We start from the raw sequence: 14381 nt of genomic DNA, 5'->3' as shown, positions 1-14381 counted from the left end.
TCGTGTAGCCGATGGTCATGGCGAAGTTCGGCACGCCGGACAGCATCATGCCCTTGTAGGCCACAGTCGAGGCGAGGTCGACCTCCGCGCCGTCGTCCGCGTTCGGCCCGACCACGTAGAGCGCACCGGCGTAGAGCAGCGCCGGCGGCAGGTAGCCCAGCAGCACCCGCCCGGCCCGCAACGCCACCTCGGCGGCGGTCAGCCCGGCCAGCCAGGCCGCGACCACCGGTACCAGGACCGTGTCCGGTGTCGGCTCGACCGGGATCATCGCGGTGAGCAGCCGGGGGATCGCGTTGCGGGCCGCGTCGGCGGCCACCTCGCCGAGCCCGCCCGGCAGCGCCGCGTGCGCGGCGGCCAGCCGCAGCGACAGGAGCGTCCACCCGGTCAGCGCGGCCACCGACAGCGGCGCCACCAGCCAGGACGGCAGCCGCCGGGCGGCCACGCTGACCAGCACCGAACCGATTGCCGCGCCGGCCATGAGGCGGGCCGGCAGCGGGTCCGCGTACACCCGGCCCAGCACCACGCCGGAGAGCGCGACCAGCACGACCAACGCGGCCGGCACGGGCACGGCCCGCAACACCCGGACCGCGCGCGCCGCCGCCGCGCCGCTGCGCGGCGGCGTCACCACCGGCGGACCCCGTCCCACTCGGCGGCGAACGCCGCGCCGTCGGCCGCGTCCAGCACGGTGAGGCCCGCCGCGCCGGCCGCCGTCGGCCCGTCCGCGCCGAACATCCCCACCACCACCGAGGGGTACGCGCCGCGCAACGCGCCCACGTGCCCCAGGTCGTCGCGGCCACCCGGCCCGGTCAGGAAGACGAGCGTGTCGCCGAGCCGGTCCCGGCGCAGCCGCCCGGTCGCGGCGGGCAGCACGTCCGGCCCGGCGTCCGCCAGGTCCACGGCGGCCAGCCGGTCCAGCGGCCCGGCCGCTCCGGCGGGCTCCACCTCGGCGGGTACGACGAGCAGCAGGTGCACCGGCAGGTCCTCCCGCACGGCGGCGGCCACCACCGACGCCGCCGCCTCGCACGCCGACTCGAACGACTCCGCGACGCCACCGGAACGGCCGGGATGCGCCGACGCCCGGTTGTCCAGCACCACCACCAGGCGCGGCAGGCTGGTGTCCACGTTCTCCCGCACCATCAGCTCACCCACCCGGGCGCTGGTGCGCCAGTGCACGCGGCGCAACTCGTCGCCCACCACGTACTCCCGCAGCGAGTCGAACGTGATCGACCCGTGCGGCACGCTGTCGGTGCGCCCGTCCAGGCTGCGCCCCGCGCCGGTGGGCACCGCGGAGAGGGGATGGATGCGCGGGTGCACCCACACCGGCACGGTGCCGCCGTAGCCGCGCGCCAGCGCCACCAGGCCCAGCGGATCCCGGCGCACCACCCGCAGCGGCCCCACCGGCACCACCCCACGCCGCTGCGTCGGCACGTCGTACCGCACCACGGTGTCCCGGCCCGGACGCAACCGCAGCAGCGGCACCGGCACCAGCGCCCCGGCGCAGCGGTCCTCGGCCACCAGGTTCGCCGCGCGCAGCCGGCCGGTGTTGCGCACCGTCAGCTCCATCGCCGCCGGCTCACCCCGGGCCACCCGGTCCGGGTCGGCCCGCCGCGCCACGCTCAGCCGGGGCCGCCAGGCCGCGTTCACCACGGCGTAGCCGACCGCCACCCCGGCCGCCGCGCCGAGCACAGTCAGCTCCGGGTACGCGTACCGGAACCCCACGCCGAGCAGCACCAGGGCGGCGACAAGTAACCCGACCCCACGGGCGGTGATCCCCACGCTCAGCCGTGCACCGCTGTGGCCTGGCCCGTCGGCAGCGGCACCGGCACCGACGCGACCGCCTGGCGCAGCACCTCGGCGGGCGTGACGCCACGCACCTGCGCGTCGGGGGTGAGCAGCAGCCGGTGCGCGAACACCGGTTCGACGAGCGCCTTCAGGTCCTCCGGCATGATCCAGCCCCGGCCGTCGATCAGCGCGTACGCGCACGCCGCGCGGGTCAGCGCGATCACCCCGCGCGGGCTCACCCCGACCCGCACCTGCGCATGGGTACGCGTCGCCGCGGCCAGCCGCACCGCGTACGCGTAGAGCGGCTCGGCGATGTGCACCCGCCGGGCCATCTTCACCATCTCGCCCACGGTGGCGGTGTCGGTGACCGGGCTCAGCGAGTCGGGGGAGCGGACCGTGGCGCCGCGCAGCACCTCCACCTCGACCGCCTCGTCCGGGTAGCCGACCGAGAGCTTCACCAGGAACCGGTCGAGCTGCGCCTCGGGCAGCCGGTAGGTGCCGTCCATCTCCACCGGGTTTTGCGTGGCCACCACCAGGAACGGCTGCGGCACCGGGTGCCGTACGCCGTCCACTGTGACGGTCCGCTCCTCCATCACCTCAAGCAGCGCCGACTGCGTCTTCGGCGACGCCCGGTTGATCTCGTCGGCGATCACGATGTTGGCGAACACCGGCCCCGGGTGGAACTCGAAACCCCGGCTGGCCTGGTTGAAGATGGTCACCCCTGACACGTCGGAGGGAAGCAGGTCCGGCGTGAACTGGATCCGCCGCCACTGCCCCTTCACCGTCGCCGCGATCGCCCGCGCCAGCGTGGTCTTGCCGACGCCCGGTACGTCCTCCAGCAGCACGTGCCCCTGCGCGAACAGCGCGGTCAGCGCCAGCCGCACCACCTGCGGCTTACCCAGCACGACCGCGTTGACGTTGTCGGCCAGCCGGGCGGCCAGGGCGGCGAAGCCCTGCACCTCCGGCTGGCTGAGCGGTTCGTGCGTGTTCACTGATGCGCCTCTCGTGCGGTCAGCAGGTGGGCAGGACGCCGAGGTCGTCGCCGCCCTCCAGGTTGAGCCAGGCCCACGGGATGTACGTCTTGCCCTTGTAGTCCACCTGGATCCACCAGGTGCTCTTCTTGTTGTTGTTGTAGATCCAGGCGTCGACGTCCTCGCCCTTCACCTTGCAGTACGTGCGCAGCCGCCGGCCGTCCGGCACCCAGCCCGCCTGCCGGTCGTTGTCCTGCCTCGGCACCTCGAAGATCTCATTGCCGTTGCGGCCGTCGACGTCCTTGTCGCAGTACGTCCGCTGGTCGCCGTCCGGGCCGTTCTTGCAGGTGGCGATGCCGTACAGCGGGTCTGTGGCCTGCGCCCGGGAAGCGGTGCCCTTACCGGCGGCGTTGCTCGCGGTCAGCGTCACCGTGTACGCGGTACCCGGCGTCAGCCCGGTCACCCGCAGGCTGGAACAGCTTCCGCTGGCCGTCTTCCCGCCGGTCGCGGCCGTGCAGGTGGCCCGGCCGCCGCCCGCGTCCACGGTGAACGTCACAGTCACCGACGTGGCGTCCGCCGACGAACCGGTCACCGTGATCCGGGGCTCGGCCACCGTGCGCGCGGTCGTGCTCGCCTCCGGTCCCGGCCCGGCCTCGTTCACCGCCTTGACCTTCACCGTCACGTTCTGCCCGTTGCCCAGCCCGCCCACGGTGGCCCGCACGTCGGTCACCTCGACGGTCTTGCCGGCCGCCTCGACCAGGTACTTCGTCACCGGCCGGCCGTTGTCCAGGGCCGGGGACCACTGCACGGCGACGGTGCCCGGCTGGTCGGCGACTGTGGACGCGCGCAGCTCGGTCGGTGCCTTCGGCACGGTGAACGGCACCACCGTGTTGCTCACCGGTGACGCCTTCGACCCGGCGCCCTTCTCACTCACGGCGGTCACCGTGAACGCGTACTGGGTGCCGTACTCCAGTTGCCCGGCCGGCACCACCAGCTCCGTCTTCGGCGACTCGCCGGCCGGGGCGCTCGCGCCCGCCGAGGTCGCCGTCACCGCGTACTTCGCGATCTTGTTGCCCTGGCCGTCAGCCTCGGGCCAGCTCACCCGCACCGTGCCGTCCGGCCGCGCCTCGGCGGTCACCGACGCCGGTGGGTCCGGCACCTCGGCCGTCGGCACCACCGGGTTGCTGCGCCGCGCGGGCCCCTCGCCCTTGGCGTTCACCGCGTGCACCGAGAACGTGTACGTCTCCCCGTTCGTCAGGCCGGTGATCTCCAGTGCACGCTGGTTCGCGCCGACCTGGTGGGTCTGACCGGCGCCCTCCACCACCTAGCGGGTGATCTCGGCGCCGTTCGACGCGGCCGCCTGCCAGCTCACCCGGGCCGACGCGTCACCGGCGGCGGCGGTGACCGACTTCGGGGCACCCGGCTTGGACACCTTCGGCTTCTTCGGCGGGGGCGGCGGCGGAGCGACCGGCGGCGGGTCGCCTCCGAGCACGTCGTTTGCGTACTTGTCGACCTCACGCACCTGGTTGCGGTCGTCGACCACCTGCGCCGTCGACGAGTCGGGCGGGTTGATGAACAGGTGGTTCTCGCGCACCTCCAGCTCGACCGGGCCGGGCCGGCCGGAGCCCTTGACGGTCTGCACGAGCTGACCCTCGGCGTCGAAGGCGTACACCGTGCCGGTGTTCTCGTCGGCGCAGTAGAACCGGCCCGCCCACGCCACCGCCGGGCTGAGCCGGACGCCGTCGCCCGGCACCGTGAACCGCTTCACCTCGCGGCTGTCCCGCACCACGTGCACCGACCGTTCACCGGGAACCGTCACCGGCACCTGCTGCCCGCTGGTACGCGTCGGCAGGTAGCCCGGCGCGGTCATGCTCAGCTGCGCCCGCTTCGTCTGCCCGCCGACCACAGTCACCAGCGACGTCGAGGTGCGGTCCAGCACCGCCACGCCCTCGTCCAGCGTGGACACCACCAGCTCGTGCGCCGGCTCGGCCACGTCGTACGTCTCCACGCGCTTCGGGCTGAGCCCGGCGGGCGGCGCGTCACCCGGCGTCTCCGGCAGCTCGGCGGCGGTCACCGCCGAGACGGTGCCCTCGCTCGGCACCGCGACCCACAGCTTGCCGGCGCCGTCGAACGTGCCGCCGGTGATGCCCGGCGGGTAGCGGACCGGCTCACCCACAGGTGTCAGGGCGCGCGGGTCGAGCTGCCGCACGATGCCCTGCACCGCGTCCACCACGAACGCCGCGTCCTCGTGCAGCGCCACGCTCACCCCGAGCCCCGGCGCGGTCGGTGTGGTGGCGGTGATCTGCAACGTCGCCAGGTCCAGCGAGCTGACCCGACCGGTGTTGAGGTCGCGCAGGATCAGCAGCCGGTCGGTCTGGGCCACCTGCATCTGGTGCCGCCGCCCGCCCGGCACCTCCATCCGGGTGTCCACCCTCGCCGTGACACCGTTGACCCGGGCCAGCTCGCTGCGGGTGGTGCTCCACAACCAGGAGGACGCGTCGAAGCTCGCCACCGCGTTGTCGGCGGCACCCAGCCCGAGCACCGTCAGGCCCATCGCGGCCAGCAGCGCGGCCACCGTGCCGATGGTGACGAGTCCGCCGCGCATCCGCGACCGTGGCCGGGCCGGCGCCGGCCCGGTGCCCGTGACGTCCTCAATGGTGGTCACTGCCGGCTGCCTCCCCGCGTCGGTGGGGGAGGGACACCGAGCACGGCCGACCCTCCCCAGAGCCGGGAGCCATCATAGGTGCCGCCCGGAGCCGGTGAAACCCGCACCGTCCTCCTGTGGACACCGAGCGTGTCGCCCGAGGCGCTCAGTTCGCCGTGCCGCCGGCCTCCCGGTCCGTGCAGACCTGACCCGAGGTGGCGTACGAGTCGGTCGAGTAGACGGCCAGCACCGTGAAGCAGTAGTCCAGCTTCGTGCTCAACCCGTTCACCGTGTAGCGGGTCTGCCCGGCGTCGACAGTCGCCATCACCCCGAGCTTCTGCCCGGCCCGGCCACCCGCCACCACGAACGGCACCCCGCCGTTCGTCGGATCGGTCCAGGTCACCGTGACGGTGGTGGTGTCGTCGCGTAGCTTCAGGTCCCCCGGCGGCGGACCGGCCACCTTCGGCGACGCGGCACCGGACGCGGGCACGGGGGCCGGTGGCGGCGCTGCCTCCCGGTTCAGCAACACCGCGCCGATACCGACCGCGGCCAGCACCGCGAGCACCGCACCGCCGACGACCAGGGCCAGCACCGTCCGGTTGCGACCGGACCGCTCCGGCTCCATCGGGTACGCGTCCGGCGGCTGGACCGGCGGCGGCTGGTGGAACATCGGCGGGGTCGCCGGCCAGGCGCCCGGCTCCGGCTGGCCCGGCTCGCCCGGCGGCTCCGGCCGGGCGGGCTCGGGGAAGTCCAGCAGGTCCTCGTAGATCGTCATCTGCCGGTTCGGCTCCGCCGTGTCGGAGCCCGGCCCGTCCGCCGCGTCGGCGGGTGCCGGTTCGTCCTCGTCCGGCTCCGGGGCGGTGGGCCGGTCGACCGGCTGGGACGGGGCGGCGCTGCTCCACGGCGGCGCGACCATGCCCCACGGCGGTACGGAGGAACCGCTGACGGGTGCCGCGCTGACCGGTGCGGTAGGTGGTCCGCTGACGGGCGGTGGATAGGTGCCGGGGGGAGCACTGACCGGCGGGTACCCGGCGGGCGGCGCGCTGACCGCTGGCGGGTAGGCGGGCGCGGGTGGTGCGCTGATCGGCGGTCCAGGAGGACCGCTGACGGGTGGTGCGCCGGCCAGCGACGGGTAGCCGGATCCGGGCGGTGCGCTGATCGGCGCAGCGCTGGCGGGTGGAGCGCTGATCTGGGGCGCGGCGGGCGGCGATGGCGCGTCTGCCGCCGGGGCACCGGCTGCGGGCGCGCCCACGGTGCTCGGCACACCCGGCGAGGGCGCGCTCGGCTGCATCACGCTCGCGGCAGCGTCGCCGTCACCCGTAGCCGGCGGTCCGCTGATCGGGGACGTGCTCGCCGGCGGCGCGCTCACCGCAGGCGTCACGGACGAGGCGGCCTCGGACGAGACGGCGGGCGGCGCGCTGATCGGCGGCGAGTCCTCGGGCCGTCCGCTGGGCGAGGGCGCGCCGATCGGAGGGCTGCTGACCGGCCGTGCGCCGGCCGGGGTCTCGCTGGCGGCGCCGGTCACCGTGGGCTTGGCCGGGGCGCCGGGGACCGCCGTCGCGGCGTTGCGCGCCGCCTCCTCTTCCAGCAGCGGGCCGATCTGCTGCACCTGGATCGTCGGCTTGTCCCAGCCCGGTCCACCCGGGACAGGCGGTGTCGTACCCGGGCCGGAAACGTCGGTGCCGGTGCCGGTGCCGACCGTCCGCTCCGCGGCAGGCTGTGGGGGAGCGGTTGCCTCGGCCGTGGGAGTCGCCTGCGGGGCGGGTGCCGGTCGCGGCGGTACAGGTGCGGAGGCCGGCGTCGGTGCGGTGGCAGCGGCCGGCGCCGACTCGGCCACCGGCTGGGGCGTGGGCGCCGGTGGCGCTGTCGCGGCCGGAGGGGTGACCGGTTGCGGAGCGGGCGGGGACGACACCGGCGGGACGACCGGAACGGCCGGTGGCGGAGGCAGGTCGCCGGCTGCCGGAGCCGGCACGCGAGGCGCGGGCGGCAGGACGGCCGGAGGCGGCGGCAGGAGTCCCGCCGAGGGCGTCCGCGACGGTGGCGGAGTGATCGCGGCAGGCGGCACCTCGGTGACCGGCGGCGCGGGCGGCGGCGGGATGACCGGCGGGGGCGGAAGTGGGGATGTGCCGGCGGTTCCCGGCATCGGCAGCGCGGGAGCGCCGATGGTTCCGGGCATCTGTGCGGGTGCCTGCGGAGGCGTGCCGGCGGTGGCCGGGTGCGAAGGCGTGACGGGGATGCGGGGCGGCACCGGGGTCACACCGGGAGCGGCGGCCGGTCGGCCGTACGTCGCCGGTGGTGCCTGGGGGACACGCTGCGCCGGGGGAACCGGGATGACGCCCTGAGCCGGGGGCACGGGGCGGACACCGGGAACCTGCGGGGCTGCCCCGGCAGCCGGTGGCCTCGCCGGGGCGGTGGGTTCGACGGGCACTACCGGGAAGCGGGTCGTCGCCTCATCCGTGATGGGCGCGAACCGCGTGGTCGCCTCCTCGGTGAGGGGCGCGAACCGGGTCGTCGCCTCCGAGGCAGGCGGCGAGGGCAGCGCCCACGGACTCGCGGGTCCGCTCGGTCCGGTTGCGGGAGGCTGCTGCGGCGGGGCAGGTGCCACAGGGGGCGGCGGAGCGACCCGCGGGTTCGGCGCGGACTGAGCCGGCTGCGCGGTGTGGGGCGCCTGCGGTGCCGGGCCCGGGCGGGGAGCCCACTGCGAACCGGGTACCGGCGGACTCGCGGCGGGCACACCCGGGGTGACGGGCCGAGGCGGTGCGGGCGGGTGCGGTGGAGTGACCGTCCGCAGCGAGACGGTGGGCTCGGACAGCCCGTGACCGGGGTACCCGGAGGAGGCGGGACCGGGCCGGGCCGGGCCGGGGCTTCCCGGCAGCGCCGGATCGGGGCCTGCGGGCGGGCCCTGGTTCGGATGCCGGGGCAGGGACTGATCGGGGTGCCCGGGGCGGTCCGGATTCGGGTATCCGGGCAGGGGCGGAGCGGCGTGCGGGCCGGCAGCGGCGGCGAAGCCGCCGGGGGAGGGGCCATAGCCCGCAGGAGCGGCGGCGGAGCCGCCGAGGTACTGGCGGGCCGCGCGTACCGCTGGGTGGTCCGGACCGAGCACGGCGGGCCCGACGGTCGCGACGCGGCTGTAGTTGCGGCGGGCCTCGTGCCGGTTGCCAAGCTCCTCGGACACCCCGGCCAGGTCGAAGCTGAGCGCGAGCATCAGCGGGTCGGCCTCGCCGCGGCGGCGCTCGCCGGCGGCGTAGGCCTCTTCGAGTACGCGCCGGGCGGCGGCCGGGTCGTCGGCCTCGCGGTGCAGCCGGGCCAGCAGGTGACCGGTGGCCATGACGTCCTGGTGGTCCTCGCCGTACGCCGGGCGGGCCGCGATGATCGCGTCGGCGAGCAGGCGGCGGGCGCTTGTCAGATCACCCGCGGCGCGTAGCGCGAGGGCCTGGTGTTGAGTGGCGATCAACGGGGAGGGGTGGGACACGTGAGCAATGCTGCCCGGAATCGCCTGTTGCGCGCTACCCACGCGATTGTTGTGGCAGCTGACCTGCGCAAACGTGCCGCCCGGGAGCTGATGTGCATGATCGTTCTGGGCCGTGTACAGTAATGCCCCGTGCGGCCCGCCGGGCCGACCGATGCGGCGAGTAACTCACATTGGTCGACCAGGTAGGCTGGTACGTGCAGGTCCGGGTGGCGGAATGGCAGACGCGCTAGCTTGAGGTGCTAGTGCCCGTATAGGGCGTGGGGGTTCAAGTCCCCCCTCGGACACCAAATTGCAGCATCTATGCTGTGTTTCGCGTACTGGTGGTCAAGCACGCTTGACCACGCAAATCTCGTCTCAGCGACGCCCTCGACCGAGCCTGTCTCGATCGGGGGCGGATGTCGTGGCTGATCGTTCCGTGGCTCCCGTCATTCCTCCCGTGAGGCTGGCGGACCGGGAGCAGGGGTCTCGTCGCCCGCTTGGTGGAGCTCCTCGCCGCCCGCCGTTGCCGCTGCCGGTCCTGCCGCCGCCGCGCGCCGGCACGTTGGTGTACAGCCTGGCTGCCGTCGACAGCAGCGGTCGAATCGCCGACCGCACGGTCATCCGTGCCCTCGGATGGGGGCCGGGCACACGGCTGCACATCCACGAGGCCTCCGGAGTCATCGTCGTCCGGCTGGACCGGCAGGGCGTCTTCACCGTCACGGGACAAGGCCATCTCCACCTACCGGCGGCTGTCCGGCACTGGTGCGGTCTTACCGCCGGCGACCGGGTGCTGCTGGCTGCCAACGCCGCTGACGGCCTGCTCGTGTTGCACCCTCCTGCCGCCCTGGACGCGATGGTCGTCGCGGTTCACGCCGATGTGCTGGGCGGTGGCCAGGCATGAGCGACACCACTGTGGGCCGGGCGGAGTTGGATGCCGCGCGGTTGTTGCTGGCGCGGATGGGGATCTCGCCGGCTGACCTTATCGACGCGGTGTCGGACCGTCCGCCCGCACCAACGTTTGCCGAGTACGTGCCGGTGGTGTCGGCGGCGGTCAGCGACGGTACCCGGCGGGCTTACGGCTCGTACTGGAAGCGGGTTTTGGAGCATTGGGGGCAGCGGCGGCTCGATGAGCCGACTCCGTCGGAGATCGAGCAACTCGCGGAGTACGCCAAGACCCATGTGGTAGCGCGACGCAACGCCCGAGGCGGGCGAAGTGCGGCGGAGCATCTGATCGCCGCGCTGCGGTGCCTCTACAAGCGGGCCGTCGCCGACGGGTATATCGCCGCGGCGAACAATCCCGCTCTGAAGGTGGCCAAGCCGCGGCGCCTGCCCAGCACCAGACGGGCGGTAGCCGACAGCAGGCTAGCGGAGATCAACGCCGTCGCCGCCAGCACGGGCGATGACCCTGCGCTGGACAGTCTGCTGCTGCGGCTGCACACCGAGACGGCGTGCCGCCGGGGCGGGGCGTTGGCTCTGCGGCCGGTCGACCTCGATCCGGACCAGTGCCTCATCCTGCTGCGGGAGAAGGGCGACACGGTGCGGTGGCAGCCGGTGTCACCGACGCTGATGAGGCATCTGCAGCAGCATGCCGAGGAACGTAAGGCGATGGGAACGGGGCAGCTGCTGCGTTACCGCAGCGGGCAGCCGATCACGTACCGGCGCTACGACCACCTGTGGGTGCGCATCGGTGAGCATCTGCCGTGGGTGTACGTGCAGCAGATCAGCACTCACTGGCTGCGGCACACGACGCTGACGTGGGTTGAGCGGAACTTCGGCTATGCCGTGGCCCGCGCGTACGCCGGGCATACAGACAGCGGCAGCGATGCCGGCACCACCACAACGTATGTCCGGGCCAGTCTCCAGGAGGTCGCCGCCGCTCTCGCGGCCCTGACCAACGAGCCACATCCCCTGGCCTGAACTGGAACCGACCACGGGGGTGGGCCTGGTTGCTACAGGCCAGGCCCACCCAGGAATGCGAGCGGCGGCGCGATGCATGCGCTTCGATGAGCGCCAAGTGTCAGAGGCCAGCGTCCGAGAGCATCCATACCCGGCGTAGTGGCACTTGAGTGCGGATCTCTTCAGGCAGCCGGTCGTACGTCCGTAGGACGGCGTCGACCACGTCCCCTGCTTCCCACACCCGCACCCGTAGGTGCTGGTTCTTCAGCGCGTCCCGCGCGGGCTTCGTCAGTCCGCCCCAGGCGACGAGCAGGCCCTGCTCGGCACCGTGCGTCGTCATGACGCCGTGCAGTTGAGTGACGATGGGTGCACCGATCTGTGAACCTGACTTGACCTGGGCGAGTAGCCGAGGGCTGTCGAGACCCAGGGGGCCACGTCCGGCAGTGATGTCGATGCCGCCGTCCGGGCCAGGCGGTGCCATCGTGCACTGGAAGCCTTCCGCGGTAAGGATCGCTGTGACGAGTGTGGCCAGATCATGACCAGCGAACTCCTCGGCGATGCGCGCGGTGATCTGATCGTGGGCGACCTCCTCGATATCGGCTGCGAGTTCCGGCTCGTCGACATCGGTCTGCGCGGCAGTGTCGCTGGCTGGGCTGACCGAGGCGATTTTGGCCGTGGTGCCGCTCAGCGCGGCGTTTCCCGGATCGGTGCCGTGCGCCAGCAGGTGCTCCAGGCGGGCGATTGCGTTGCTCTTGCTTGGCGCGAAGATGGACATCGCACTGCCGAGCGTGAAAAGTAGGTCCTGCTTGACCGCAGTGCGCGGGAGGTCGGTCCGCTGCCAGTCGACGGTCAGGACATGGCGACGGTCAGCCTCCGCTTCCCCAGCGCGGTACTGGTAGCCGCCGGTCACTCGTCCGAAGGCGATCTGCTTCGTCGTCTTCAGGGGCATGACTAGTAGGTCACCGGGACGGATGCGGGACCGCAGCGCCCATAGTTGCCCGGTGAAGTTGTGTCGCTTGCCTATGGAGGCGCCTGACCACGTCGCCTCAACGACCTTCGCAACGTCTTCACGGCTCGCGCAGGCGGTCAGGTCGGGGACCTCGCGCCAGCCGCCACCTGAATACCCATTGGCCAGAGCCCACTAGTCACGCTCACCATACCGACCAGACCGAATCACCCACGCCTTCGCCATGCGGTGCATCCTCCTATCTTGGCGGCCGCGCGTCGACACGCCTCTCAGGAGCGAGGCAAAGCAGAGCTGGTGTGCCGTCGAGGCTGCAGCACGGGTAGCGAGTGGCGACGGCAAGGTCGCGATGGCCAAGCTGCTGAATGGCCGGTGCTTGGACCTGCTGGCCGAGGTCGTTGCGGGTGGCGCGGCTGACGGGTCCGCACGGGGGCGGTGTACCACGTGCCCACGTGCTCGGCCTGGTCGATGGTGAACGCGAGTATGCCCGACTCTCTGCATAGAGCCCGGCTTTCCGACCGCCGACCAGTTACGACGAGCATCACCGCTCTGTAGCGCTATGCCGCGTTGGTGCTGATCGGCACGTCGATGACGTCTCGTGCGACCACGATCCCGTCCTTGACGATGTAGCACTCGACGACGTGCTCCCCGCGGAAGCTGGTTCGCTCGTGCCTCACGCCGGGGCGGCTCGACGAGATGATCTGGCCGCGGATGTTGTTCCGGCGCTCGGCCTCGTCCCCTCGGTTCAGCACCTTCCACTTCACGTCATACGGCTCTGGGACGCTGCACTCGATGATCGTGAAGTCGAGGCCCTTGTTTGCGAGGAGCGGAGTCCGGTCGCGGAGCATCATCCGCAGCAGGGTCGGTCGCCAGCCGTTCTGCGTGACCTCGCAGTCGATCGTCACCGAGTGCCCGATGTCGACGGGGAACAGGTTCTCGATGAACTCCTCCGTGTCGCTGAACGACCGGGCGGACTTGGTGGTCTCAAGCGGAACCGCCGTGCCGAACACCTCGCGCCACTTCTTGTTCGCAGATGCCTTGCCCTCGTCGGCGATAGCCTCGAGGCAGCGGTTGTATGCCTTCTTTGCCTTCGGCTGGAACCGCTTCTTCACCGTCACACGCTGGTTGCTGCCCAGCGCGAGGTAGTAGTCCTTATCAGGCTCCTCCGCGAGGAACTTGAAGAAGTCCCGGACCATAAAGTCGAACCAGAGAGACCCCTTGTCGTCGTACTCGGTAGTGGTCGAGAAGAACCGATGTACCAGCGTGTCGATAAGCAGGCCGCCCATGACCACGCCGTTCGTGTCCTTCCACGCCCGGGCCATCCGAGCGAGGTGGCGCATGTTCTTCGACGTGCGATCGTTGCAGTCCTTGGTCGCCGTGATCTCGTGGCGCGGCTTGGTGACCTTCCAGCTCTCGGACTTCGTGTCCGGGTAGTCGAATGTGCCGTCAGCGTTCTCGAAGGCCGGCTGAACCTCGAACTTGAACTTGTTGCTGGTGAACTGCAACCGCACGACGCACTGGTCGACCTGGATCTCGGTGTTGGGATAACGAGCCTTAAGATCATCCCGGACGCGGTTGAGGATCCTCCGCGGCCCAGTCTCGCTGTCGTAGCTCGAGCGGAGGTTGGCCGGGAGGATGTAGATCATGTCGAGGTCGGACACCCCACGGATCGCCGTGTGTCGCCCGTAGGAGCCCACCATTAGCCGGTTCGCGGTGGATCCCTCGACCGACCTGAAGTCCTTGTTCAGCGCCTTAGTGATCTCATCCCGACGCGCGGCGATGGTGGTGCTGGCGTCGCCGACCTTCAGTTTCTCGAGAAGGGTGTCGAAGATCTCCGAGACCTTCATGCGGCCGCCTTGCTCTCGTTGAGCCGGAGGGCCTCCGGGAGGAAGAGGTCGATCTCGCGTGACGTGAACGTCAGCTCCTCGTTGTTCTTAAGTCCGTCCTGCGCCTTGCCATATGCCTTGGATGTGGTCCTGGGCGCGTCGGCGAAAGCCGCACGCGCGGCCTCCTGGAGCTTGTCACGGCGCTCACGGGCATCGGACGCCGACGTCGCGCCGGACATCAGGTCGGCGATCAGAGACAGGTACGACTCGCGCGCGTCCCACAGGCGCGAGGCGATGTCGCGGTGCGCCTCGGACTCCTCGCCGAACTTGAAGCTCTTCGTCGCGAGGGTCAGCGCTGTGACGATCAGGGCGATGAACGACGTGACGAGGCTGGCGATCTGCGGGCTCACGAAGTTCCCGAGCAGCGCCGCGAGGAACGTGCCGGCGCTGGCCGCCGTGAAGACGACAAGCGCAGCCTGCTGGCTGCGATGCTTCCGGAAGCATAGGTCGGCTTGCTTCTCGTGGGTCTTGTGGCTGTAGACCACACGACCGAACGTCTCCCGCACCTGGGCCAACAGGTACTCGTCTCGCCCTGTCTTGACGGCGGGGTCTGTCGCCATCTCTCCCCGTTCGCTAGCGACCAAGAGGTGCACACCCCCGGTGGGTTCCTTCCCGGCCGCACGTGCCGCGGAAGAGCGACGGTCACTGACTATCGCTGCACTCGGATTAAGTATGGATGGGACCACCGACACTCTTAGAACTCCTAACGTTGGAGTTGGCGCCAGCAGATGAGGGCGCAGGCGAGGCTGAGGAAGGCTTCGTGGATGTCGTCGCGGATTTCCCAGCG

Annotated in this window: 8 protein-coding genes, 1 tRNA gene and 3 pseudogenes; 3 read left to right on the top strand and 9 right to left on the bottom strand. The window is 71.9% G+C overall.

Annotated features, from left to right (window positions below; translation table 11 throughout):
• From AB0B20_RS28935 to AB0B20_RS28910, 6 genes and pseudogenes are all read right to left on the bottom strand, one after another.
• Positions 1 to 628, bottom strand: a pseudogene (locus AB0B20_RS28935) (transglutaminase domain-containing protein); the annotation flags it as partial.
• Positions 622 to 1776: a DUF58 domain-containing protein gene (locus tag AB0B20_RS28930; protein ID WP_357386617.1), complete on the bottom strand. Its 1155-nt coding sequence runs from the start codon at positions 1774 to 1776 to the stop codon at positions 622 to 624. The pseudogene AB0B20_RS28935 and the gene AB0B20_RS28930, both read right to left, overlap by 7 nt.
• 2 nt (positions 1777 to 1778) lie before the next feature.
• Entirely contained in the window at positions 1779 to 2774 is a 996-nt protein-coding gene (locus tag AB0B20_RS28925; RefSeq protein ID WP_357386619.1) for a MoxR family ATPase, read from the bottom strand.
• Between the two features lie 19 nt (positions 2775 to 2793).
• Positions 2794 to 5358 (bottom strand): annotated as a pseudogene (locus AB0B20_RS28920) (fibronectin type III domain-containing protein).
• A gap of 205 nt (positions 5359 to 5563) precedes the next feature.
• Positions 5564 to 7006, bottom strand: coding sequence for a hypothetical protein (locus AB0B20_RS28915; protein ID WP_357475082.1), 1443 nt, complete (start codon positions 7004 to 7006; stop codon positions 5564 to 5566).
• 1689 nt (positions 7007 to 8695) lie between these two features.
• Positions 8696 to 8869: pseudogene (locus tag AB0B20_RS28910) on the bottom strand (hypothetical protein); the annotation flags it as partial.
• A 200-nt stretch (positions 8870 to 9069) separates the two neighbouring features.
• On the opposite strand from AB0B20_RS28910, the gene AB0B20_RS28905 reads away from it, so the two are divergent.
• From AB0B20_RS28905 to AB0B20_RS28895, 3 genes are all read left to right on the top strand, one after another.
• Positions 9070 to 9156: transfer RNA gene (locus tag AB0B20_RS28905), tRNA-Leu, on the top strand.
• A gap of 215 nt (positions 9157 to 9371) precedes the next feature.
• On the top strand, positions 9372 to 9749 hold the full coding sequence (locus AB0B20_RS28900; RefSeq protein WP_357475080.1) for an AbrB/MazE/SpoVT family DNA-binding domain-containing protein: 378 nt from the start codon (positions 9372 to 9374) through the stop codon (positions 9747 to 9749).
• Positions 9746 to 10765 carry a site-specific integrase gene (locus tag AB0B20_RS28895; protein ID WP_357475077.1) on the top strand — a complete coding sequence of 340 codons (1020 nt, stop codon included), beginning with the start codon at positions 9746 to 9748 and terminating at the stop codon, positions 10763 to 10765. Before AB0B20_RS28900 ends, AB0B20_RS28895 begins: the two co-directional genes overlap by 4 nt.
• A 100-nt stretch (positions 10766 to 10865) precedes the next feature.
• Here the strand turns inward: AB0B20_RS28895 and AB0B20_RS28890 are convergent, their stop codons facing one another.
• The 3 genes from AB0B20_RS28890 to AB0B20_RS28880 all read right to left on the bottom strand — a co-directional run bounded on the left by AB0B20_RS28890 (position 10866) and on the right by AB0B20_RS28880 (position 14154).
• Positions 10866 to 11693, bottom strand: a complete 828-nt coding sequence (locus AB0B20_RS28890) for a restriction endonuclease (RefSeq protein ID WP_357475074.1) — start codon at positions 11691 to 11693, stop codon at positions 10866 to 10868.
• Between the two features lie 572 nt (positions 11694 to 12265).
• Entirely contained in the window at positions 12266 to 13555 is a 1290-nt protein-coding gene (locus AB0B20_RS28885) for a nucleotidyltransferase (protein WP_357475071.1), read from the bottom strand.
• Entirely contained in the window at positions 13552 to 14154 is a 603-nt protein-coding gene (locus AB0B20_RS28880) for an SLATT domain-containing protein (protein ID WP_357475068.1), read from the bottom strand. The genes AB0B20_RS28885 and AB0B20_RS28880 overlap by 4 nt, the downstream gene beginning before the upstream one ends.
• Positions 14155 to 14381: the final 227 nt, after the last annotated feature.

The organism is Micromonospora sp. NPDC049151 (assembly GCF_040648395.1).
In the GTDB taxonomy this organism is placed as follows: Bacteria; Actinomycetota; Actinomycetes; order Mycobacteriales; family Micromonosporaceae; genus Micromonospora.
The sequence above is the reverse complement of the archived record's forward strand: the minus strand, read 5'-3'. Positions and strand labels throughout refer to the sequence as shown.

What these genes read in the sequence shown, in the direction of transcription:
- AB0B20_RS28890 (WP_357475074.1), bottom strand. Translation starts at nt 11,693, where the DNA reads ATGCCCCTGAAGACGACGAAGCAGATCGCCTTCGGACGAGTGACCGGC.
- AB0B20_RS28895 (WP_357475077.1), top strand. Translation starts at nt 9,746, where the DNA reads ATGAGCGACACCACTGTGGGCCGGGCGGAGTTGGATGCCGCGCGGTTG.
- AB0B20_RS28885 (WP_357475071.1), bottom strand. Translation starts at nt 13,555, where the DNA reads ATGAAGGTCTCGGAGATCTTCGACACCCTTCTCGAGAAACTGAAGGTC.
- AB0B20_RS28880 (WP_357475068.1), bottom strand. Translation starts at nt 14,154, where the DNA reads ATGGCGACAGACCCCGCCGTCAAGACAGGGCGAGACGAGTACCTGTTG.